A 21,946-nucleotide genomic window follows, 5' to 3' on the forward strand; every position below is an offset into this window, starting at 1 on the left:
CGACCGGACCGTTGCCCGGTCCCTGCGGACCAACGCTAACCGCACGGGTCAACAACCGGCGGCGGCCGATCCTTCCGCCGGCCGGCCCGCCCAGGTGGCGAGGGCCCGGGCGCGGCCGGCGCGGCGGGCGGGGGCGTCGGCGCCGCGGTGCACCCAGGCCACGTGTCCGTCGGGGCGCACCAGGACCTCGCTGGCGCCCGTCAGCTCCGGATGGGCGGCGCACTCGTCGACGACGGCGGTGTCCACGCGCCCGGCCCAACCCGCCGTGACGTCCTCGCGCAGGCCCCGCCCCCCCGGTGAGGTCCAGCAGGACGAAACGACCCGGGGCGAACAGTTGGTACACCCGGGTGGCGGCGGAGCCTTCGACGGTCACGTCCACGTCCGGCATCCGTCGGCCGACCAGGACGTCCGGCTGCGGGCCGCCGGCGGGCCCGTCCGCGGCCGGGCTGCTGCGCACCGCCGGGTTCAGCGACGAGGAGGCGGCCCGGGCCCTGCTCGCGGTCACCCAGTACACGGTGGGGCACACCCTGGAGGAGCAGGTCGCGGTGGACCCGTCGGACGCCGGGGCGCTCGGCCCGGCCGTGCTGGTCGAGGCGGTGGGGGCGGGGGACTACCCCCATCTGACGGCCACCTTCACCAGCCTGGACTTCGCACCGCAGTTCGCCTTCGGGCTCGACCTGTTGGTCGACGGCCTCGCGGCGCGGCGGCAGCGGCACGCCCCGACGGCGGGCTGACGACGCCCCGGCCAAGCCTGCGGACCCCACAGGGCCTGAGAGGGGCCCTGGGCGCCCCTCACGCACTCACAGCACCCAGGCACACGCCTTCGCGTACGCGTCCCGCTCCGCCGTCGTCAGCGGCTCGGAGTGCGTCGCGATCCGGAACACCAGCGCGCGGACCAGCATCTGCCGCCACTGCGGCAGGTGCGACCAGCGCTCCACCAGCGACCGCTCGGCGCCCCACCAGCACACCGCGTCCACCACGACCACCGCCGACGCCCAGGCCGCCGGCCGCCAGTAGGGCGCCCAGTCGATGACCGCGGGCGGTCGCCCCGGCGCGAACAGCACATTGCCCAGCAGGTCCCCGTGGACCAACTGCGCCGGGACGGACACCGGCTCGCGCGCCGCCAGCAGCGGGGTCAGCAGGTCCGCTCCCGGAGCGTCGGGCGTCAGCTCCCGCTCGCCCCAGGCCAGCCGGTCCGCCCGCGCCCAGGGGTGGTCCCGTACGTCCAGGAAGTGCGGGCGCGGCAGCCCGGCGATCGCCACGTGGAACGCCTCGCCGGCGCGCACCACGTCGTCCGCCCGGTGCGGATCGGGCGCGCCTCCGACCAGCGCCCACGCCTCCCAGCCGCCCTTCGACCAGGAACCGTCGGCCGCCGGCAGGGGACGGGCGACGCGGAAGCCCGCGTCTTCGGACACGTGCCGCAGGACGCCCGCGCGCCAAGCAGTCTCGGCCGAAGCGGCGGGCTTGAGCACGACCCCACCGGCGCGCCAGGTCGTGCCCTGCCCGCCCGGCAGCGGCACGGCGGCGTCATGCGCGCCGAAGGAGGAGAGCACCGCGGGGGAGGGGGCGCCGAATCGGTCCACGTTTCCGCAGGCTAGTTGCTGCACGGGCGTCGGGCCTGCGGTTTTTCCCCTCGGCCCCTCGCTCGCGCAGCTCCCGCCACCGCTGCGGGAAGCGAGCACCGGGCCCCGGCGCAGGTCAGCAGCGCCGTCGTGCTTAGCTGGACGGGTGACGCATCATGTGCTTTCCGGAAAGATGTCCGACGTCGAGGAAGCGATCCGCGAGGCCGCCGCCGCCGAGATCATGCCCCGGCACCGCCAACTGGCCGCGGACGAGATCGTCCAGAAGACCGGCCCGCACGACCTGGTGACCATCGCGGACCAACTGGCCGAGAAGCACCTCACCGCAGCCCTGACCGCGATCCTGCCCGGCTCCGTCGTCGTCGGCGAGGAAGCCGTCACCGCCGACCCCGCGGTGTACGACGCGGTCCGCGGCGACGCACCCGTCTGGATCGTCGACCCGGTCGACGGCACGCGGCAGTTCGTCCGTGGCGAGGACCGCTTCTGCACTCTCGTGGCCCTCGCGCACCGCGGCGAACTCCTCGCTTCCTGGACGTTCGCCCCCGTCCTCGGCGAACTCGCCACCGCGGTGCGCGGCGGCGGCGCCCGCCTCAACGGCGCGCTCCTGCACGCCGGCGCCCCCTCCCCGGGCGCGGACCTCACGGTCGCCATGTCCCACCCCGACTTCACCACCCCCGCGCAGAAGGAGGCCCTCCTCGGCCTCGACGTCCCCGGCATCCGCGCCCGCCCCTGCGGCTCCGCCGGCATGGAGTACCTGGCGATCGCCCGCGGACAGCTGGACGCCGTCGCCTTCTCCTGGGAGTACGCCTGGGACCACGCCGCAGGCCTGCTGCTGGTCACCGAGGCGGGCGGGGCGCACCTCACCCTCGACGGGTCCCCCTTCCGCATCGGCGGCGGGAACCAGCTCCCCTTCACCGCGGCGCGCGACGCGGACACGGCCCGGCGCGTCCGCACGGCCCTGACCGCCGGCCGGGGCTGACGGTCAGGGCCGTGCGGACCCGCCGTCGGCCTTCGGCGGCGCCCGTCGGTCCGCACCGGTCGCCCGATTATCACGAGAGCCCCTTGGGGCGCCCGAGGGAGCCGGAATATCCTGAGGTCGCTGTCCTCGGTCGACGAAGGAGTCCGAAGTGCCGCCGATGCTCGATGCCGTCGTCGTGGGAGCGGGCCCCAACGGACTGACGGCCGCCGTCGAACTGGCCCGGCGCGGCTTCTCCGTCGCCGTCTTCGAGGCCCGGGAGTCCATCGGCGGCGGAGCGCGCACCGAAGAGCTGACCCTCCCCGGGTTCCGGCACGACCCGTGCTCCGCCGTGCACCCCCTCGGCATCGGATCGCCCGCGTTCGCCGCGATGCCGCTCGACCGGTACGGCCTGGAGTGGCTCCAGCCCGAGCTGGCGCTCGCCCACCCCTTCCCCGACGGCACCGCGGCCGTGCTCGACCGCTCCGTCGGCCAGACCGCGATGTCCCTCGGCGTCGAGGACGCCGGCGCGTACCGCCGGTTCGTCGAGCCCTACCTCGGCCACTGGGACTCCGTCGCCGCCGACTTCCTGCGCACCCCCTGGGAGCGGCTGCCCAGCGACCCGTACCGCTTCGTCCGCTTCGGGCTGACCGCGCTCCAGCCGGCGACGTGGACCGCGCGCCGGTTCCGCGGCGAGAAGGCCCGCGGGCTGCTCGCCGGCCTCGCCGCGCACGCCATCGCCCCCACCTCCGGCCTCGCCACCACCGGGATCGCCCTGATGTTCGCCCTCGCCGCGCACGCCCGTGGCTGGCCGGTGCCGCGCGGCGGCTCCCAGGCGATCTCCGACGCCCTCGCCTCCTACCTGCGGTCCCTCGGCGGCACCGTCCACACCGGGGTCGAGGTCAAGCGCCTGGACGAGCTGCCGCCCGCCCGCGCGTACGTCTTCGACACCTCGCCGACCGCGCTGGCCCGCATCGCCGGCCTCGGCCGCGCCTACGACGGCTACCGCTACGGCCCCTCCGCCTTCAAGATCGACTACGCGCTCTCCGGGCCGATGCCGTGGACCGCGCCGGAGGCCCGCGCCGCCGGGACCGTGCACATCGGGCCCAGCGCGGAGGAGATCGCAGCCGCGCTCGCCGCCGCCGTCGGCGGGCACGAGCCGGAGCGACCGTTCCTGATCACCGCCCAGCCCACCCTCGTCGACCCGAGCCGGGCGCCCGAGGGCCAGCACGTGTTCTGGGCGTACGGACACGTGCCCGCCCGCTGGGAGGGCGACGCCACCGAGGTGATCGAGCGCCAACTGGAGCGCTTCGCCCCCGGGTTCCGCGACCTGGTGCTCGCCCGCGCCGTCGCCGGGCCGCCCGCGCTCGCCGCCCACAACGCCAACTACGTCGGCGGCGACATCGCCTGCGGCGCCTACGCCGGCCTCCAGACCGTGCTGCGCCCCAAGCTGGCCCGCGTCCCGTACGCCACCGCCCACCCCGCCGTCTTCCTCTGCTCCTCGGCCACGCCGCCGGGCCCCGGGGTCCACGGCATGTCCGGCCACTGGGCCGCCAAGGCCGTCTGGCGGCGGCTGCGCGCGACCGGTTGAAATCGCTCCGGGGGCACCCGGAGCGGTGGGATGATGACGCCATGACGCAGCAGCCCGCCATCGTGCTCGTGCGCGGAGACATCACCGAGCAGCACGTCGACGCCATCGTCAACGCCGCCAACACCTCGCTGCTGGGCGGTGGCGGGGTGGACGGCGCGATCCACCGGCGCGGCGGACCCGAGATCCTCGCCGAGTGCCGGGCCCTGCGCGCCTCCCACTACGGCCGCGGCCTGCCCACCGGCCAGGCCGTGGCGACCACCGCGGGCCGGCTCCACGCGGAGCACGTCATCCACACCGCGGGCCCGGTCTGGTCCCCCGAGCACGACCGCAGCGAGCTGCTGGCGTCCTGCTACCGCAACGCGCTCGTGCTCGCGGCGGAGCTCGGCGCCAAGACCGTCGCCTTCCCCGCGATCTCCACCGGCACCTACGGCTGGCCCATGGACGACGCCGCCCGCGTCGCGGTCCGCACGGTGCGGGCGGCGGCCCTGCTGCCGGTGGCCGAGGTGCGGTTCGTGCTCTTCGGCGAGTACGCGTACGTGGAGTTCGGCGCCGCCCTCGCAGCCAGGTACTGACGCGGCCCACGCAAAACGGCGGGGTCCCGGCAGACGAAGGGCCATGTCGTTTTCTCGCCAGCCCGAGGGTGCCGGATGCCTCATCCTTGAAGGCATGCACACCGACACCGAGCGCTGTGTGCGCGCCGTGCAGTCCAAGGACGCCCGCTTCGACGGCTGGTTCTTCACCGCCGTGCTGACCACCCGGATCTACTGCCGTCCCAGCTGTCCCGTCGTGCCGCCCAAGCCGGAGAACATGACCTTCTACCCCAGCGCCGCCGCCTGCCAGCAGGCCGGCTTCCGGGCCTGCAAGCGCTGCCGCCCCGACACCAGCCCCGGATCGCCGCAGTGGAACGCCCGCGCGGACGCCGTGGCCCGGGCGATGCGGCTGATCAGGGACGGGGTCGTGGACCGCGAGGGCGTCCCGGGCCTGGCGACCAGGCTCGGCTACTCCACCCGCCAGATCGAACGCCAGCTCCGCGCCGAACTCGGTGCCGGCCCGCTCGCCCTCGCCCGGGCGCAGCGCGCGCAGACGGCGCGGGTGCTGATCGAGACGACCGCCCTGCCGATGGCGGAGATCGCCTTCGCCGCCGGCTTCGCCTCCATCCGCACCTTCAACGACACCGTGCGCGAGGTCTTCGCCCTGGCCCCCGGCGAGCTGCGGGCCCGCTCCGCGAAGCGCGGCACCGACCCGGCGCACCCGCCGACCCCGGGCGTGATCGCCCTGCGGCTGCCCTTCCGCCGCCCGCTGAACCCCAGCAACCTCTTCGGGCACCTCGCCGCGACGGCCGTGCCCGGGGTGGAGGAGTGGCGGGACGGCGCGTACCGGCGCACGCTGCGCCTCCCGTACGGGCACGGCGTCGTCGCCCTGAGCCCGCGGCCCGACCACGTCGCCTGCCGGCTCTCGCTGACCGACGCCCGGGACCTGACCATCGCGATCAGCCGGTGCCGGTGGATGCTGGACCTGGACGCCGATCCCGTCGCCGTCGACGACCACCTGCGCACGGACCCCCTGCTGCGGCCCCTGGTGGACCGGGCGCCGGGGCGCCGGGTGCCGCGGACGGTGGACGCCGACGAGTTCGCCGTACGGGCCGTGCTCGGGCAGCAGGTGTCGACGGCCGCCGCCCGCACCCACGCGGCACGGCTGGTCACCGCGCACGGCGAGCGGATCGAGGACCCCGAGGGCGGGCTCACCCACCTCTTCCCGACCTCCGGGGCGCTGGCCGGTCTCGACCCCGGGGCCCTGGCGCTGCCCCGCACCCGGCGCACCACGCTGACCACCCTCGTCGCCGCGCTCGCCGACGGCTCGCTGCGGCTCGGGGTGGACAGCGACTGGGACGCCACCCGCGCCCGACTGGCCGAGCTGCCCGGCTTCGGCCCGTGGACCGTCGAGGTCATCGCGATGCGCGCGCTCGGCGACCCGGACGCCTTCCTCCCCACCGACCTCGGCATGCGCCGGGCCGCGGCCGGCCTCGGGCTGCCCGCGACCCCGGCCGCGCTCACCGCCCACGCCGTCGGCTGGCGGCCTTGGCGGGCGTACGCGGTCCAGTACCTGTGGGCCACCGACGACCACCCCGTCAACCACCTCCCGGAGTGACGGCCCGGCCCGCCGGGGCCCGCAGCCACCGCCCGAGACGACCGCAGCACCCGCGAGACAGAGGACCCTCCCCAGTGACCAGGCAGACCAGGCAGACCAGGCAGCACATGATCGTCGACAGCCCGTACGGCCCGCTGACGCTCGTCGCCACCGACGGCGTCCTCAGTGGCCTCTACATGACCGACCAGCGCCACCGCCCCGCCGAGGAGGCGTTCGGCGAGCCGGCCGACGAACCCTTCGGGGAGGTGGTCCGCCAGCTCGACGCCTACTTCGCCCGCGAGCTGACCGAGTTCGACCTGCCGCTGAACCTGGCGGGCACCGACTTCCAGCGCCGCGTGTGGGAGCAACTGGTGCGCATCCCCTACGGCGAGACCCGGACGTACGGCGAACTCGCCCGCGACCTCGGCAACCCGAACGCCTCCCGCGCGGTCGGGCTGGCCAACGGCAAGAACCCGGTCAGCATCATCGTGCCGTGCCACCGGGTGATCGGCTCCACCGGCAGCCTGATCGGCTACGGCGGCGGGCTCGACCGCAAGCAGCGGCTGCTGGCCTTCGAGGCGCCCGACGCGCCCGGCACTGCCCAGGCGCTCTTCTGAGGGCCGTCGCGGTAGCACAAACCGTTCGCCCGTCTCCGTCCGGGCCGCCTATCGTCGCCGGTATGACTCTCGTCGCGATCCTCAGCGGCGCCGGTGTGTCCACCGACTCCGGCATCCCCGACTACCGGGGCCCCAACGGCCTGTGGCGGCGTGACCCGGAGGCCGAGAAGCTGGTCACCTACGACGCGTACATGTCCGACCCGGAGATCCGGCGCCGCGCCTGGCAGGTGCGGCGCACCAGCGCCACCTGGGACGCGCGGCCGAACGCGGCGCACCACGCGATCGTGGAGCTGGCGGGGCGGCCGGGCATGGCGGTGCGGGTCGTCACCCAGAACGTCGACGGGCTCCACCAGGCCGCGGGCCTGCCGGACCGCAAGGTCCTGGAGCTCCACGGCACCGCCCGGACGGCCCTGTGCACCGAGTGCGGCGCCCGCTCGCCCATGGCCGACGCGCTGGCGCGGGTCGAGGCGGGCGAAGAGGACCCGCCGTGCCTCGTCTGCGGCGGGATCCTGAAGTCGGCGACGGTGATGTTCGGCCAGTCCCTGGACCCGGCGGTCCTCGGCCGGGCGATCGAGATCGCCCGCGCCTGCGAGGTCTTCATCGCGGTCGGCACCAGCCTCCAGGTGCAGCCGGCGGCCTCCCTGACGGGGATGGCGGCCGAGGCCGGGGCGCGGGTCGCCATCGTGAACGCGGAGCCGACGCCGTACGACGCCATCGCCGACGAGGTCGTCCGCGAGCCCATCGGCACGGCCCTGCCCGAACTCCTGCGCAAGCTGACCTGATGCCGGGGACGGTCGCCGCGGCGGTTCGTCAGGCGGCGGGCCGCGCGGCCGGGGACGGCGTCGGATAGCTGACGACGCCCACCGGGACGCGCTCGCCCACGGCCTCGATCACCGCGGCCACGTCCCCCGCTTCCCACGCGCCGTACAACTCGATCAGCTGGATGCCGTCGGCGAACTCGGCGGCGACGGCCGCACCCGCCGCCGCCTCCGGGACGGCCACGAACTGCGACGTGGACGCGCCCTCGGAGCGGACGAACCGGTCCACGGCCGGGTCGGCGCCCGGCTGGACGTACAGGAACAGCTCCCGCAGCGCCTCGCCCGCGGACGCCCGCCGCTTGTAGTCGGCGACGTCGAGCAGCGACTCGAAGCCGAAGAGCACCGTGCCCACCCGGGCCCGGCCGCCCACCGCGGCCTGAACCGCCGCGGCCCACGGATAGCCCGTCGCACCGCACAACTCGACCGTGTCGACGCCCCGTTCGACGTACTTCGCCGCCAGCGCCGCAGCGGCGGCCGGCGTGGGCGCGGTCAGGACGTGCGTGACGGCGCCGTCCGGGCCGGTCCGCAAGGGCTCCGAAGGGTCGGAGCGGAAGATGATCGCCTTCTCTCCGGGCATGGTGTCCTCCATGGACTCGTGGGGCGACGCGGTCATGTGGTGCTGTGGTGGCGACAACGCGGAGGGGGATCCGGCTGTTCCCGGCACCCGCCGGGCCCCCTGCGTGTCCGCATGACGAAGCATCACCGCCCGTTGGCCCCGTCCAGCGTGACGGTGGGTCACCCGCTGGGCAGGCCGTCCACCAACTCCGCCGGCCCGGAGCCCGAGTCGAGCGCCTCCAGCGCCGCGGTGATCCGATGGCCCAGCGACTTCAACAGGTAGCCGCCCAGTTCCACCCGCTCGACCAGCCGCCACGACAGCAACTCGTCCTCCTGGAGCCGGATCGCCGACAGCTGATCCGGCGTCAGCACCCCGCCGTCGTACACGAAGGCGACGACCGGTGGTCGCAACGGCCCGCGCACCCAGTCGATCGCCAGGAGTCTGCCCGGCTCCACATCCAGCCCGATCTCCTCCAACGTCTCCCGCCGCGCCGCCTCCCGCGGCGTCTCGCCGCCGTCCGACTCGACCGTGCCGCCGGGAAGGGCCCAGCCCTCGCGGTAGTTGGGCTCGACGACGAGGACCTTCCCCTCGGCGTCCCGGAGCAGGGTCGCCGCTCCGGAGAGCACACGGGGCAGGGAAGCGATGTAGGCGCCGTACGCGCTGTCGTCGGCGCTGGGGCTGGCGCTGTTGTTGTCCTGGGTCACGAAGGGCAGCCTAAGTGCTGCTCACCTTCCCGTCCTCCAACGCCAGCCGGACCGTCCGGGTCGCCAGCTCGCTGATCCGGGCGCCGTCGAAGCCGAACACCGCGCTGCGCAAGCGGTCCTCCAGGGGCTCCGTCCACTGCGCGGGCAGCGCCGCGGCGCCGCACAGCACGCCCGCCACCGACCCCGCCGTGGCCCCGTTGGAGTCCGTGTCCAGGCCGCCGCGGACCGTGAGCGCGATGGTGCGGGTGAAGTCCCCCTCGCCGTACAGCAGTCCGGCGGCCAGCACCGCGACGTTCGGCACCGTGTGGATCCAGCCGAGTCCGCGGGTGCGCTGCTCCGACTCCGCGAGCGCCTCCTCCCACCCGGCGCCCGCCTCGTGCAGGGCGATCACGTGCCGCACCGTGCGGGCGAACCGGCTGTGTCCCGGGACCTGCCGCAGGCCCGCCTCCACGGCGGCGCGCGGCCCCGGCGCGGTGAAGGCCGCGGCGATCGTCGCCGCCGCCCACACCGCGCCGTGCACCCCGTCCCCCCGGTGCGACAGCAGCGCGTCCCGGCGCGCCAGCGCGGCGGCGCGGTCCGGGGCGCCGGGGCTGGTCCAGCCGAAGACGTCCGCCCGGATCAGGGCGCCGATCCACTCCTGGTACGGATTGTCGTGCGTGGCCGTCAGCGGCGGGACGACGCCGTCGACCAGGTTGCGGTACGCCACCCGCTCCGCGGTGAACGTCTGCAAGTACGGCAGCCGCTCCAGCCACACCTCGCCGACCTGCTCCGTCGTGAACCCGAAGCCGCGGCTCTCCAACAGGTGCAGCCCGAGGACCGCGTAGTCCACGTCGTCGTCCCGGCAACTGCCGTGCACCCGCCCGCGCACGCACTCCGGCCACTCGCGGCGCAGGTCGAACTCGCCCGGCGCGGCGTCCGCCGGCGGCGGGGGCAGGTAGTCGGTCAGGGGGAGCGCGTCCGTACGGCGCAGATAGGCGTCGATGCGCGCCCGCGTCCAGTAGTCGCCGCGCTCGACCGGTTTGCCGAGCATGTTGCCCGCGACCCGGCCGAGCCAGCCGCCCAGCACCCGATCGGCCAGCCCGCCCGGCTCCGACGACGCACGCGTTTCGAAGTCTCCCGTCATGCCCGGTGTTGTACCCCGCGCGGGGCGGACCGTCCCAGGGGCGTGCCGCTACGCTCACGCGCGTGTGGATACGCGAGGCCCAGCCGACCGAAGCCGAAGCGCACGCCGTCACCGACCTGGTCCTGCGGTCCAAGGCGCACTGGGGGTACGACGCGGCGTTCCTCGCCGCGTGCCGGCCGGAGCTGACCGTCACCGCGGCGGACGTCCGACCGCGCCGGATCGTCGTCGCGGAGGGGGACGACGGCGCGCTCCTCGCCGTGGCCTCGCTGGAGGGCGAGCCGCCGCACGGCGCGCTCGGACTGCTCTTCGTCGCCCCCGAGGCGATCGGGCGCGGCATCGGCAGGGCGCTGTACGCACACGTCCTGGAGGACGCCCGGGCCCTCGGCTTCACCGCACTGAGCGTCGACGCGGATCCGCACGCCGTCGGGTTCTACCGGGCGCTCGGCGCCCGCCTGCTGCCGGACGCGGGCGGGGCGCTGCCCCGCCTCGCGGTCGACCTGCCGCCCCGGCCGCCCTGGGCCCGGGCGTGGGCGGACGGACGGCGCGCGGTCCACCTGGGGAACGTCGCCGAGTTCCAGTCGCAGTTCACCGGGGCCGATCGACGCCCGCGGCCCGCCGCTTCTCCCGGCCGCTTCCCGGCGGCGGACCACTACGCCTGCCTCGCCGCCTTCGCCAGCCCCCACCCCGTCGCCGTCGCGCTCCCCGCGCGCATCCCCGCCGGCTGGATCGACCTGGTCGCCCGACAGCTGCGCTGGGCCCGGGTCGAGGTGTACGACCGGCTCGACGAGGCCGCGCTCCTCGCCCAGGGCGGCCTCGGGGAGCGCTGGCGCGACCGGCCCCTCGTCGCCTGGGGACACACGGACGCCGCGGCCCGGCTCTCCGGCCGTCGACTGCCCACCGAGGCGCTGCGGTACGAGTCCAAGGAGGAGTCAGGCGCCCTCTTCCGGCGGCTCGCCCCCGACCACCCCGGCATCCGCGTCCCCGACCGCTGGCCCGCCCCCACCCGCCGCGCCGCGGCCCGGCTGATCGCGGCGCGCGCCCGCATCGGCGCCCGTACGGTCGTCAAGACCGCGCACGGCGCGGGCGGCTCCGGCACCCGGATCGCCACCGGCCGCGTCCGGGCACTCTCCCTCCCGCGCGGCCCGCTCCTCGTCGAGGAGTACGTCTCCGGGGACGGCACCCACCCCACGTACGACGGCCTCGTCGACGCCCGGGGCGCCGTCCACGACGTCGGCGTGGCGAGCATGGACATGGGCGCCCCCGACGGCACGGCGTACCGCGGCGCGACCGTCGGCCCCGGTGCCGTACCGGAGCGCATCACGGAGCCGGCCCTGCGCTTCGGCCGCGCGGTGGGGCGCGCACTGGCGGCGGACGGGTACCGCGGCTGGTTCGACGTGGACTTCGTGACCGGGGACGACGACCTGCTCGCCCCGGTCGAGACGAACCTGCGGCTCACCGGCCCGTCCGTCGCCTTCATGCTCAAACTCCGCCTGGACGAGACCCGCGGCGGCGACCACCTGGTGCGCTGCGTCGACCGCGTCGACCTCGGCGCACGGCTGCCGGACGGCGAACTGCTCGCGTTCCTCACCGAGCTGACGGAGCGCTGCGCCGGGGTGGACGCGGTGCTGATCCCGACGATCCCCTCCGCGGCGTACGACCCGGAGCCGTACGTCGGCGTGGCCCTCGCGGCGCACACGCTGCCGCGCCTGGACGCGGCGGTGTCCTTGACGCAGACGTCCTGCGCGTCGCTCGCGCGGGCCTTCCGCTGAGCCGGGGTGAGCGCCCCCCCCGGACCCCTGACGTATCCGCCGTTTCCCTTCGGGGACGTTGGCCTCTGCGGACCGTGGATGGCTGGTCGCGCAGTTCCCCGCGCCCCTGTTGTGCTGCGCTCGTCCCTCAACCGCAGGCCGTGTGCGGGACCTCGCGCTCAGTCGTCTGCCCTATGCCCGCGGGGATGGCGAGCATGTCAGGGGCGCGGGGAACTGCGCGAGAACCATCCGCGGTCCGCAGAGGCCAACGCCCCGCAGGGAAACGGCGGATACGACCAGTGGCCCGGGGCCGGGCCGGCACCGGCAGGGCGCACGCCTTCCGCGGGGCGCCGCGACGTCACCGCCCTTCGTCCGCGCGGGACGACGCGCCCAGGACCGCCGCCCACAGCGCCACCACCGCCGCCGCCAGCATCAGCGGGACGTTGAAGGCGTAGACCAGCGCCGCCTGGCGCTCCCAGTCCTGTTTCGCCGCCAGGCGGTAGAAGTTGTCCTGCGGCCACCAGGACGCCAGCAGATAGACGATCGACAGGTGCGCCGCCGCCGTCAACGCGCGGGGTGCGCCGGTGCGGGGCATCAGGGTGGGGCCGGCGAACAGGAAGCCGACGCCCGCCGCGAAGGCCAGGTGCTCCGCGAAGTACAGGCCGCGGAAGAAGCCCGCCCAGGGGCTCGGCACGATCGACAGGTCCGTGGAGCCGGGCCAGAAGACGTCCGTGAGGATGAGGGAGGCGAAGAAGGAGACGAAGGCCATCAGCCCCCCGACCGTCCGCAGGACGTCGCTGGCCGTCACCGGCCCGCCCTTGCCGCTGTGCCGTGTCGTCTCTTCGGCGTGCTGTTCTGCCGGAAGGACCAGCCCGTCGCGGTCCAGCTTGCCCGCCGAGGTGCGCGGCAGCGCGGTGAGGCTGATGACGGCGCTGGGCAGCTCGGTCGCCGGGCCCATGCCGCGCAGATGGGCCCGTACGGCCTCCAACTGCGGTGCCGACTGCTGCGCCGTCGGGACGACGTAGGCGATCAGCGAACCGTGCTGCGACCGTTTGACCAGCGCGTCCCGTACCTTCGGGTGTGTCGCGAGCCGTGCCTCGATCAGATACGGGTTGAGCTGGCGACCGTCGTGCCGGAAGCGGTCGGCCATCCGGCCCAGGTACTCCAGCGGCCCCGTGCCGTGCCGCTGTCCGAGGTCACCGGTGGGCACTGCGTCCCCGCCGTCCGGCGGCGTCAGCCATATGTGCTTGCCGTGGATCTTCGTGCGGACCCCGGTGAAGGGCTGGCCCAGGAAGACGTGCCGCTCGGGGTGGACCGTCGGCCCGGGGAGCTGGTCGGTCTCGAACCAGGTTCCGCAGCCGGCGACCTCCGCCGTGCCGTACACGCTGATCAGCCGCGCGCCGGGCGCGAGAGCGCGTTCCAGGCGCAGGTGCTCGTCGAGCCGGAGCCGTTCGCCGCCGACTGCCACCAGCCGCAGCCCCTCGACCCGGGGGCCGGCGAGCAGAGCCGCGGCCGTCGCGGGATCGGTGTCCGCGACGGTGTACGGCACCCTCGTGGTGAGCACCAGCGTCGCCCCGGCGCAGAGGGTGCGCAGCCAGCCCGCGGCGAACGCGAGCGTGTCGCTGCGGCCGGTGACCAGCACCCGGTCGTCCGGCCGCAGCCCGAAGACCTCCGAGCAGGCTTCGTACGCGGCGGTCAAGCGGGTGTGCCCGACCGCCACCGCCTTGGGCTTGCCGCTGGTTCCCGCGGTGAAGAGCAGCGACGCTCCGTCCCCTACGGGCGCGTCGACCGGGACCGCGGGCTGTTCCTCGATCGCCGCCGCATGGCCGTCGAGCAGGATCAGCGGCTTGTCCGGCAGGTCGGTGAGCCGGCCCGAGTGGACCAGGTTGCTGATCACGGCACGGGCCCCGGTCAGGGCCTTCGGCTCGGGTCTGCTGGGCGACGCGACGGCGAAGACGCCCCCGGCCTTGAGCACCGCGAGAGCCGCCACGAGCACGTCGGGCGCGCGCAGCGTACGGATCGCGACCAGGTCCCCCGGCTCCAGGTGCGCGACGTCGAGAAGGTGGTGGGCCAGCCGGTTGGCCCGGGCGTCGAGCTGCCCGTAGGTCAGCTCGACGCGGTCGGTGACGACGGCGGTGCGGTCCTGCCCCTCCCGCACCCGCCCTTCGAAGAGCTGGTGAAGTTTTCCCCCTGACATGACAGCCGATGGTCCCAGAAGCGGGCGCGCATGACGAGGGCCCGGGCGCTTGGTGCACCCGGGCCCTTGCATCGGCTACGAAGGCTTCCGCGCGGCCCGGTGGGGCCGGCGACAGCGGTGGATCAGGGCAGCTGGGCCGCCCGCGCCTCCCGGCGGTTGTAGCGGAAGGTGTTCACCCGCCGCGCGGTGGCGAAGAGCGGGATCACCGCGCCCAGCACCACCTGGAGCGCACAGCCGGTCTGGAGCAGCAGCAGCCCGCCGGGCGCGTCGAACGCCCAGGCCGCCAGCAGCCCCATCGCGGAGACGATCCAGCCGAGCATCGCCACCGCGAGGACGCCCCGCGGCTTGGGGTACTCGACCCGGCTCACCATCAGCCAGGCCGTGCCGACGATCGCCAGCAGGGTCGGGATGAACGGCAGCTCCAGCAGGACGATGGAGACCACCGTCAGCGCCCCGAAGGGGCTCGGCATGCCCTGGAACATGCCGTCCTTCATCGTCACGCAGGAGAATCTCGCAAGCCGCAGCACCACCGCCAACAGCACCACGATCGCGGCCACCGCCGAGACCTTCTGGTGGGCATCGTCCGCCACCATCCCGTAGACCAGCACGAAGTACGCGGGCGCGAGGCCGAAGCTGATCAGGTCCGAGAGGTTGTCCAGCTCGGCGCCCATCGGCGAGCTGCGGAGCTTGCGCGCCACGAGCCCGTCGAAGAGGTCGAAGATCGCGGCGAGCAGCATCAGGATCACGGCCGTCGCGGCGCTGTGCCGCGCCATGCCGGACTCCCCGCTGCCCTGGAGGTGCGGGATGAGGATTCCGGTGGTGGTGAAGTACACCGCCATGAATCCGCACGTCGCGTTGCCGAGGGTGAGGGTGTCCGCTATCGACAGGCGCAGCGACAGGGGCATCTCCTCCGTGTCCCCGTCGGCGTCCGCATCGGCTTCGGCAGCCCAGCCGCTCTGTGTGTCGGGATCAACCACGGTCAAGGCGAGTCACCCCCGCCGTCGTGGTCTGACCGACTTCGACCGCGACCTCGATGCCCTCGGGCAGATAGACGTCGACGCGGGAGCCGAAGCGGATCAGGCCGATCCGCTCGCCCTGCTCGACCTTGGTGCCCTCGGGGACGTACGGCACGATGCGCCGGGCGACGGTGCCGGCGATCTGGATCATCTCGATGTCGCCGAGTTCGGTGTCGAAGTGCCAGACGACGCGCTCGTTGTGCTCGCTCTCCTTGTTGAACGCCGGCACGAAGCCGCCGGGGACGTGCTCCACGGAGGTCACCGTGCCCGCCAGCGGGGCGCGGTTGACGTGGACGTTCAACGGGCTCATGAAGATCGCGACGCGGGTGCGGCCGTCCTTCCACGGCATGATGCTCTGCACCACGCCGTCGGCGGGCGAGATCACACGGCCCTCGGCGATCTCACGCTCGGGGTCGCGGAAGAACCACAGCATGCCCGCCGCCAGCGCGGTGGCGGGCACGGCGACGATCGCGGCGCTCCGGGAGCGTCGCGCACGGGCCAGGCTGAGGGCTGCGGTGGCGACGGTCGGCAGAAGCCACGGCGATGCTCCGCGGGCAACGAGGCGTCCCTTGGGGGCGCCGTCACGGGGTGCAGAGGTTTGGCTGTGGGGCATGGATGACCTTCGTAGCGGATGAATGCCGCGCGGGTAAGGGGGACGGCGGCTTTCCGGCCGATGCTAGCGGTTGCGAGGAGCAACTGGGAAAGCCAGCAGCCCAGTCGGCGGCGGGAAGCTGATGGCGGGATGTGACCTACTTCGCGCCACCGACGGGGGCAAATCCCCTGGAACGCGACATTCATCCCTGGAGTCGGTACTCCTCCAGCAACCGACGACCAATGATCATTTTCTGGATTTCGGCGGTGCCTTCACCGATCAGCAACATGGGTGCCTCACGGTACAGCCGCTCGATCTCGTACTCCTTGGAGAAGCCGTAACCGCCGTGGATACGGAACGCGTCCTCGACGACCTCCTTGCAGTACTCCGACGCCAGGTACTTCGCCATCCCTGCCTCCAGGTCGTTTCGCTCCCCGGAGTCCTTTTTGCGTGCAGCGTTCACCATCATCGCATGGGCCGCCTCCACCTTGGTAGCCATCTCCGCCAGCTTGAACTGGATGGCCTGGTGCTCGGCGATCGGCCGGCCGAAGGTGTGCCGCTGCTGGGCGTAGGAGATCCCCAGCTCGAAGGCGCGCCGGGCGACCCCGCAGCCGCGGGCGGCGACGTTCACCCGCCCGACCTCGACGCCGTCCATCATCTGGTAGAAGCCGCGGCCCGTGGTGCCGCCGAGGACCTGGCCGGCCGGCAGTCGCAGCCCGTCCATGATCATCTCGGTGGTGTCGACGCCCTTGTACCCCATCTTGTCGATCTTCCCCGGGATGGTCAGACCGGGGCGGACCTCGCCGAAGCCGGGCTCCTTCTCGATCAGGAAGGTCGTCATCGACCGGTGCGGCGGGGCGTCCTGCGGCTGGCCCTCGTCACTGCGGACCAACACCGCCACCAGGGACGACGTGCCCCCGTTGGTGAGCCACATCTTCTGGCCGGTCAGCACGTACTCGTCGCCGTCCCGGACCGCCTTGGACGTGATCGCCGACACGTCCGAGCCGAGCGCCGGCTCCGACATGGAGAAGGCGCCGCGCACCTCGCCCAGCGCCATCCGCGGCAGATAGGCGTCCTTCTGCTCCTGCGTGCCGTGCTGCTTGAGCATGTACGCGACGATGAAGTGGGTGTTCACGATGCCGGAGACCGACATCCAGCCCCGCGACAGCTCCTCGACGCACAGGGCGTACGTGAGCAGGGACTCGCCCAGTCCGCCGTACTCCTCCGGGATCATCAGCCCGAACAGCCCGAGCTCCTTCAGACCCTCCACGATCTGCGTCGGGTACTCGTCGCGGTGCTCCAGCTCGGTCGCGACCGGCAGGATCTCCTTGTCGACGAAGCCACGGACCGTCGACAGGATCTCCTGCTGGACGTCGGTGAGCCCGTGCGTCTGGGCGAGTCGCGTCATCCCTGCTCCCCCTGCTCCTTGACCTCGGGGCGGCCGGCCTGCTCCCCGCCGCGCTCCTTGACGTACGCCTCGGTCGGCACCATCACCTTGCGGCGGAAGACGCAGACGAGGGTGCCGTCCTGCTTGTGGCCGCGGGTCTCCACCTGCACGATCCCGCGGTCCGCCTTCGACTTCGACGGGGTCTTGGCCAGGACCGTGGTCTCCCCGTAGATCGTGTCGCCGTGGAAGGTCGGCGCCACGTGCCTGAGCGACTCGACCTCCAGATTGGCGATGGCCTTCCCCGACACGTCGGGCACCGACATCCCGAGCAGCAGCGAGTACACGTAGTTCCCGACGACGACGTTGCGGCCGAAGTCGGTGGCCTGCTCCGCGTAGTGCGCGTCGAGGTGGAGCGGGTGGTGGTTCATGGTCAGCAGACAGAAGAGGTGGTCGTCGTACTCGGTGACCGTCTTGCCGGGCCAGTGCTTGTACACGGCGCCGACCTCGAACTCCTCGAAGGTGCGGCCGAACTGCATGGTGATCACGCCTTAGGGGGTGTGAAGGTGCTGGTACGGGTCATGCCGGCGGCCCGGCCCTTGCCGGAGATCACCAGCGCCATCTTGCGGCTGGCCTCGTCGATCATCTCGTCGCCGAGCATCGCCGAGCCCTTCCTTCCGCCCGCCTCCGAGGTGTAGTGCTCGTAGGCGTCCAGGATCAGCTCGGCGTGGTCGTAGTCCTCCTGCGAGGGCGAGAACACCTCGTTCGCCGCCTCGACCTGGCCCGGGTGCAGCACCCACTTGCCGTCGTAGCCGAGCGCCGCCGCCCGGCCCGCCACCTCGCGGAAGCCGTCCACGTTCCGGATCTGGAGGTAGGGGCCGTCGATCGCCTGGAGGTCGTGCATCCGGGCGGCCATCAGGATCCGCATCAGGATGTAGTGGTACGCGTCCGCCGGATAGCCGGGCGGCTGCTCGCCCACCACCAGCGACTTCATGTTGATCGACGCCATGAAGTCCGCCGGGCCGAAGACGATCGTCTCCAGCCGGGGCGAGGCGGCGGCGATCGCGTCCACGTTCACCAGACCGCGGGCGTTCTCGATCTGCGCCTCGATGCCGATCCGGCCGACCTCGAAGCCCATGGTCTTCTCGATCTGGGTCAGCAGCAGGTCCAGGGCGACGACCTGCTGGGCGTCCTGCACCTTGGGCAGCATGATGCAGTCCAGGTTGGGGCCCGCGCCCTCGACGACGGTCACCACGTCGCGATAGGTCCACTCCGTGGTCCAGTCGTTGACGCGCACCACCCGGGTCTTGGCGCCCCACTCGCCCTCGTTCAGGTACTTCACGATCGTGTGCCGCGCCTCGGGCTTCGCGAGCGGCGCGCACGCGTCCTCCAGGTCCAGGAACACCTGGTCGGCGGCGAGGCCCTGGGCCTTCTCCAGGAAGCGCGGGTTCGATCCGGGCACCGCCAGGCAGGAGCGGCGCGGACGGAGCGGACGGTCGGTGGACGGGCGGGTCATGCGGGGACCTCCAGGGGGTCGAGCTCGTTCGCGGTGCGGATCTCGTCGACGATACGACCGATGATCTCGGTGATGCCGAAGTCCTTCGGGGTGAAGACGGCGGCCACGCCGGCCGCCCGCAGATCGGCGGCGTCGGCGCTCGGGATGATCCCGCCGACGACCACCGGGACGTCGCCGGCGCCCGCCGCACGCAGCCGCGCCAGCACGTCGGGAACCAGCTCGGCGTGCGAGCCGGAGAGGATGGAGAGCCCGACGCAGTGCACGTCCTCGGCGAGCGCGGCCACAACGATCTGCTCCGGGGTGAGCCGGATGCCCTGGTACACCACCTCGAAGCCGGCGTCCCGCGCACGTACGGCGATCTGCTCGGCACCGTTCGAGTGCCCGTCCAGGCCCGGCTTGCCCACCAGGAGCCGCAGCCGGCCCACGCCCAGCTCCCGGGCGGTGTGCGCCGCCTTGCTGCGCACCAGCGCCAGCGGCGTGCCGGGCGCCGCGGCGACGGCGACCGGTGCGCCGGAGACCCCGGTCGGGGCCCGGAACTCGCCGAAGACGTCGCGCAGCGCCCAGGCCCACTCGCCGGTGGTGACGCCGGCGCGGGCGCACTCCAGCGTCGCGGGCATCAGGTTGTCCGTGCCGGCCGCCGCCTTCTTCAGCGCCGCCAGGGCCTCGACGGCGCGCGGCTCGTGCCGGCCCTCGCGCCAGGCGTGCAGGGCCGCGACCACCCGGGCCTCGTTCGCCGGGTCGACCGTCATGATCGCGGTGTCCAGGTCGGCGGTGAGCGGATTGTCCTCGGTGGTCTCGAAGACGTTCACCCCGACGATCTTCTCCTCGCCCGCCTCGATCCGGGCGCGCCGCTCGGCGTGCGAGGCCACCAGCTGCGACTTGAGGTAGCCGGACTCGACGGCGGCCATCGCGCCGCCCATCTCCTCGATGCGCCCCATCTCGGCCAGGCACTGCTCGACCAGCGCGTCCACCTTGGCCTCGACGACGTGGGAGCCGGCAAAGATGTCGTCGTACTCCAGCAGGTCGGACTCGTAGGCGAGCACCTGCTGGATGCGCAGCGACCACTGCTGGTCCCAGGGTCGCGGCAGGCCCAGCGCCTCGTTCCAGGCCGGGAGCTGTACGGCCCGGGCCCGGGCGTCCTTGGAGAGGGTGACCGCCAGCATCTCCAGGACGATCCGCTGGACGTTGTTCTCCGGCTGGGCCTCGGTCAGCCCGAGGGAGTTGACCTGGACGCCGTAGCGGAAGCGGCGCTGCTTGGGGTCCCCCACGCCGTACCGCTCCCGGGTGATCCGGTCCCAGATGCGGCCGAAGGCGCGCATCTTGCACATCTCCTCGACGAAGCGGACGCCCGCGTTCACGAAGAACGAGATCCGGGCCACCACCTCGCCGCGGCGCTCGGCCGGCACCTGGCCGGAGTCGAAGACCGCGTCCAGCACGGCGACGGCGGTGGCCATGGCGTAGCTGATCTCCTGGACGGGCGTGGCCCCGGCCTCCTGGAGGTGGTAGCTACAGATGTTGATCGGGTTCCACTTGGGGATGTGGTGCACGGTGTACGCGATCATGTCCGTGGTCAGCCGCAGCGACGGGCCGGGCGGGAAGACGTGCGTCCCGCGCGACAGGTACTCCTTGACGATGTCGTTCTGCGTGGTGCCCTGGAGCGCGGCGACGTCGGTGCCCTGCTCCTCGGCGACGACCTGGTAGAGCGCCAGCAGCCACATCGCGGTGGCGTTGATCGTCATCGAGGTGTTCATCTGCTCCAGCGGGATGTCCGCCAGCAGTCGCCGCATGTCGCCGAGGTGGGCGACGGGGACGCCGACCCGGCCGACCTCGCCGCGGGCCAGGACGTGGTCGGGGTCGTACCCGGTCTGGGTGGGCAGGTCGAACGCGACCGACAGGCCCGTCTGGCCCTTGGCGAGGTTGCGCCGGTAGAGCGCGTTGGACGCCTCGGCGGTGGAGTGGCCAGCGTAGGTGCGCATCAGCCACGGCCGGTCCTTGTGGCGTTCGGTCATCGAGGTGTCCCCAACCCTTTCGTCACGCGGCGCTGTGGTGTGCGGTCGACCCGGCGGGTGCGGTGCGGAACCGGTTGATGGCGTCGAGGTGACGGGCGCGCAGTTCGGGGTCGCGGACGCCGAGCCCCTCGCGCGGGGCGAGGGCCAGGACGCCGACCTTGCCCTGGTGGAGGTTGCGGTGGACGTCGTACGCGGCCTGGCCGGTCTCCGCCAGCGGGTACACCCGGGAGAGCGTGGGGTGGATCTTGCCCTTGGCGACCAGCCGGTTGGCCTCCCACGCCTCCCGGTAGTTCGCGAAGTGCGACCCGATGATCCGCTTCAGCGACATCCACAGGTAGCGGTTGTCGTACTCGTGGGTGTAGCCGGAGGTCGAGGCGCAGGTGACGATGGTGCCGCCCTTGCGGGTGACGTACACGCTCGCGCCGAAGGTCTCCCGGCCCGGGTGCTCGAAGACGATGTCGACGTCCTCGCCGCCGGTGAGTTCCCGGATCTGCTTGCCGAACCGCTTCCACTCGCGCTGGTCCTGCACGCCCTCGTCCGTCCAGAAGCGGTAGCCCTCGGCGTTGCGGTCGATGATCAGCTCCGCGCCCATCGACCGGCAGATCTCCGCCTTCTCCGGGGAGGAGACGACGCAGATGGGGGTGGCGCCGCCGGCGAGGGCGAACTGGGTGGCGTACGAGCCGAGCCCGCCGGACGCCCCCCAGACCAGCACGTTGTCGCCCTGCTTGAGCTGGGCGCCGTTGCGGGAGACGAGCTGGCGGTACGCGGTGGAGTTCACCAGGCCCGGCGCCGCGGCCTCCTCCCAGCTCAGATGGGCCGGCTTGGGCATCAGCTGGTTGGACTTGACGAGCGCGATCTCGGCGAGTCCGCCGAAGTTGGTCTCGAAGCCCCAGATCCGCTGCTCGGGGTCGAGCATGGTGTCGTTGTGGCCGTCGCTGGACTCCAGCTCCACGGACAGGCAGTGCGCCACCACCTCGTCGCCGGGCCGCCAGGCGTTCACCCCGGGGCCGCAGCGCAGCACGACGCCCGCGAGGTCGGAGCCGATGACGTGGTACGGCAGGTCGTGGCGCCGGGTGAGTTCGCTGAGGCGGCCGTAGCGCTCCAGGAAGGAGAAGGTGGACAGCGGCTCGAAGATCGAGGTCCACACGGAGTTGTAGTTCACGGAGGAGGCCATCACGGCCACCAGGGCTTCGCCGGGGCCGAGTTCGGGGACCGCGACGTCCTCCACGTGGAGCGACTTGCGCGGGTCCTTCTCCCTGCTCTCCAGGCCGGCGAACATCTCGGCCTCGTCCTTGTGCACGGTGACCGCGCGGTAGGACTCGGGCAGGGGCAGTGCGGCGAAGTCCGCCGGCGTGGCGTCGGCCGACTGGATCGCGTCCAGGATTTCCTTCACGGTGTTGCCTCCGGCGAAGC

21 protein-coding genes are annotated in these 21,946 nt (G+C 73.3%); 8 read left to right on the top strand and 13 right to left on the bottom strand.

The features are described from left to right. Window positions 1-48: 48 nt before the first annotated feature. Window positions 49-282 (bottom strand): hypothetical protein, encoded by a 234-nt coding sequence (locus tag AB0E05_RS02290; RefSeq protein WP_361958118.1) that lies wholly within the window; start codon window positions 280-282, stop codon window positions 49-51. 65 nt (window positions 283-347) lie between these two features. On the opposite strand from AB0E05_RS02290, the gene AB0E05_RS02295 reads away from it, so the two are divergent. After that, the gene (locus tag AB0E05_RS02295) at window positions 348-734 is read left to right on the top strand and encodes a TetR/AcrR family transcriptional regulator C-terminal domain-containing protein (protein ID WP_361957376.1); all 387 of its coding nucleotides are present in this window, start codon (window positions 348-350) and stop codon (window positions 732-734) included. A gap of 66 nt (window positions 735-800) precedes the next feature. On the opposite strand, the gene AB0E05_RS02300 is transcribed toward AB0E05_RS02295, so the two are convergent. After that, window positions 801-1,583, bottom strand: a complete 783-nt coding sequence (locus tag AB0E05_RS02300) for a TIGR02569 family protein (protein ID WP_361957379.1) — start codon at window positions 1,581-1,583, stop codon at window positions 801-803. 172 nt (window positions 1,584-1,755) lie between these two features. Between AB0E05_RS02300 and AB0E05_RS02305 the strand changes: the two genes are divergently transcribed. From AB0E05_RS02305 to AB0E05_RS02330, 6 genes are all read left to right on the top strand, one after another. Continuing rightward, window positions 1,756-2,559: an inositol monophosphatase family protein gene (locus tag AB0E05_RS02305; RefSeq protein WP_361957382.1), complete on the top strand. Its 804-nt coding sequence runs from the start codon at window positions 1,756-1,758 to the stop codon at window positions 2,557-2,559. A gap of 148 nt (window positions 2,560-2,707) precedes the next feature. After that, window positions 2,708-4,126: an NAD(P)/FAD-dependent oxidoreductase gene (locus tag AB0E05_RS02310; protein ID WP_361957385.1), complete on the top strand. Its 1,419-nt coding sequence runs from the start codon at window positions 2,708-2,710 to the stop codon at window positions 4,124-4,126. A 41-nt stretch (window positions 4,127-4,167) separates the two neighbouring features. After that, on the top strand, window positions 4,168-4,698 hold the full coding sequence (locus AB0E05_RS02315; RefSeq protein ID WP_361957388.1) for an O-acetyl-ADP-ribose deacetylase: 531 nt from the start codon (window positions 4,168-4,170) through the stop codon (window positions 4,696-4,698). 94 nt (window positions 4,699-4,792) lie between these two features. Continuing rightward, window positions 4,793-6,274, top strand: a complete 1,482-nt coding sequence (locus tag AB0E05_RS02320) for an AlkA N-terminal domain-containing protein (protein WP_361957391.1) — start codon at window positions 4,793-4,795, stop codon at window positions 6,272-6,274. A gap of 107 nt (window positions 6,275-6,381) precedes the next feature. Next, window positions 6,382-6,870: a methylated-DNA--[protein]-cysteine S-methyltransferase gene (locus tag AB0E05_RS02325; RefSeq protein ID WP_361958121.1), complete on the top strand. Its 489-nt coding sequence runs from the start codon at window positions 6,382-6,384 to the stop codon at window positions 6,868-6,870. Window positions 6,871-6,932: 62 nt separating this feature from the next. After that, on the top strand, window positions 6,933-7,652 hold the full coding sequence (locus AB0E05_RS02330; protein WP_361957394.1) for a Sir2 family NAD-dependent protein deacetylase: 720 nt from the start codon (window positions 6,933-6,935) through the stop codon (window positions 7,650-7,652). A 28-nt stretch (window positions 7,653-7,680) separates the two neighbouring features. Here the strand turns inward: AB0E05_RS02330 and AB0E05_RS02335 are convergent, their stop codons facing one another. The 3 genes from AB0E05_RS02335 to AB0E05_RS02345 form a co-directional block, all read right to left on the bottom strand. Then, window positions 7,681-8,301 (bottom strand): DUF6506 family protein, encoded by a 621-nt coding sequence (locus AB0E05_RS02335; protein WP_361957397.1) that lies wholly within the window; start codon window positions 8,299-8,301, stop codon window positions 7,681-7,683. A gap of 122 nt (window positions 8,302-8,423) precedes the next feature. Then, entirely contained in the window at window positions 8,424-8,948 is a 525-nt protein-coding gene (locus AB0E05_RS02340) for an NUDIX hydrolase (RefSeq protein ID WP_361957400.1), read from the bottom strand. Window positions 8,949-8,958: 10 nt separating this feature from the next. Beyond that, window positions 8,959-10,071: an ADP-ribosylglycohydrolase family protein gene (locus AB0E05_RS02345; RefSeq protein ID WP_361957403.1), complete on the bottom strand. Its 1,113-nt coding sequence runs from the start codon at window positions 10,069-10,071 to the stop codon at window positions 8,959-8,961. Between the two features lie 62 nt (window positions 10,072-10,133). On the opposite strand from AB0E05_RS02345, the gene AB0E05_RS02350 reads away from it, so the two are divergent. After that, complete coding sequence (locus AB0E05_RS02350) at window positions 10,134-11,840, top strand: GNAT family N-acetyltransferase (protein WP_361957406.1); 1,707 nt, start codon at window positions 10,134-10,136, stop codon at window positions 11,838-11,840. 337 nt (window positions 11,841-12,177) lie between these two features. On the opposite strand, the gene AB0E05_RS02355 is transcribed toward AB0E05_RS02350, so the two are convergent. From AB0E05_RS02355 to ccrA, 8 genes are all read right to left on the bottom strand, one after another. Continuing rightward, the gene (locus AB0E05_RS02355) at window positions 12,178-14,016 is read right to left on the bottom strand and encodes an AMP-binding protein (protein WP_361957409.1); all 1,839 of its coding nucleotides are present in this window, start codon (window positions 14,014-14,016) and stop codon (window positions 12,178-12,180) included. Between the two features lie 122 nt (window positions 14,017-14,138). Then, window positions 14,139-14,993 (bottom strand): CDP-diacylglycerol--serine O-phosphatidyltransferase, encoded by an 855-nt coding sequence (gene pssA, locus AB0E05_RS02360; protein WP_361958124.1) that lies wholly within the window; start codon window positions 14,991-14,993, stop codon window positions 14,139-14,141. After that, complete coding sequence (locus AB0E05_RS02365) at window positions 14,986-15,645, bottom strand: phosphatidylserine decarboxylase (RefSeq protein WP_361957412.1); 660 nt, start codon at window positions 15,643-15,645, stop codon at window positions 14,986-14,988. The genes pssA and AB0E05_RS02365 overlap by 8 nt, the downstream gene beginning before the upstream one ends. A 181-nt stretch (window positions 15,646-15,826) precedes the next feature. Further along, on the bottom strand, window positions 15,827-17,032 hold the full coding sequence (locus AB0E05_RS02370) for an acyl-CoA dehydrogenase family protein (RefSeq protein ID WP_361957415.1): 1,206 nt from the start codon (window positions 17,030-17,032) through the stop codon (window positions 15,827-15,829). Further along, a complete protein-coding gene (locus AB0E05_RS02375) occupies window positions 17,029-17,547 on the bottom strand; it encodes a MaoC family dehydratase (protein ID WP_361958127.1) in 519 nt (172 codons plus the stop codon). Before AB0E05_RS02375 ends, AB0E05_RS02370 begins: the two co-directional genes overlap by 4 nt. Window positions 17,548-17,552: 5 nt before the next feature. Further along, entirely contained in the window at window positions 17,553-18,524 is a 972-nt protein-coding gene (locus AB0E05_RS02380; RefSeq protein ID WP_361957418.1) for a CoA ester lyase, read from the bottom strand. Beyond that, on the bottom strand, window positions 18,521-20,533 hold the full coding sequence (locus AB0E05_RS02385) for a protein meaA (RefSeq protein ID WP_361957421.1): 2,013 nt from the start codon (window positions 20,531-20,533) through the stop codon (window positions 18,521-18,523). Before AB0E05_RS02385 ends, AB0E05_RS02380 begins: the two co-directional genes overlap by 4 nt. Window positions 20,534-20,555: 22 nt before the next feature. Beyond that, window positions 20,556-21,926 (bottom strand): crotonyl-CoA carboxylase/reductase, encoded by a 1,371-nt coding sequence (gene ccrA / locus AB0E05_RS02390; RefSeq protein WP_361957424.1) that lies wholly within the window; start codon window positions 21,924-21,926, stop codon window positions 20,556-20,558. Window positions 21,927-21,946 lie beyond the last annotated feature (20 nt).

Origin of the sequence: Streptomyces sp. NPDC048057 (assembly GCF_040653095.1) — a bacterium.
Lineage (GTDB): Bacteria > Actinomycetota > Actinomycetes > Streptomycetales > Streptomycetaceae > Streptomyces.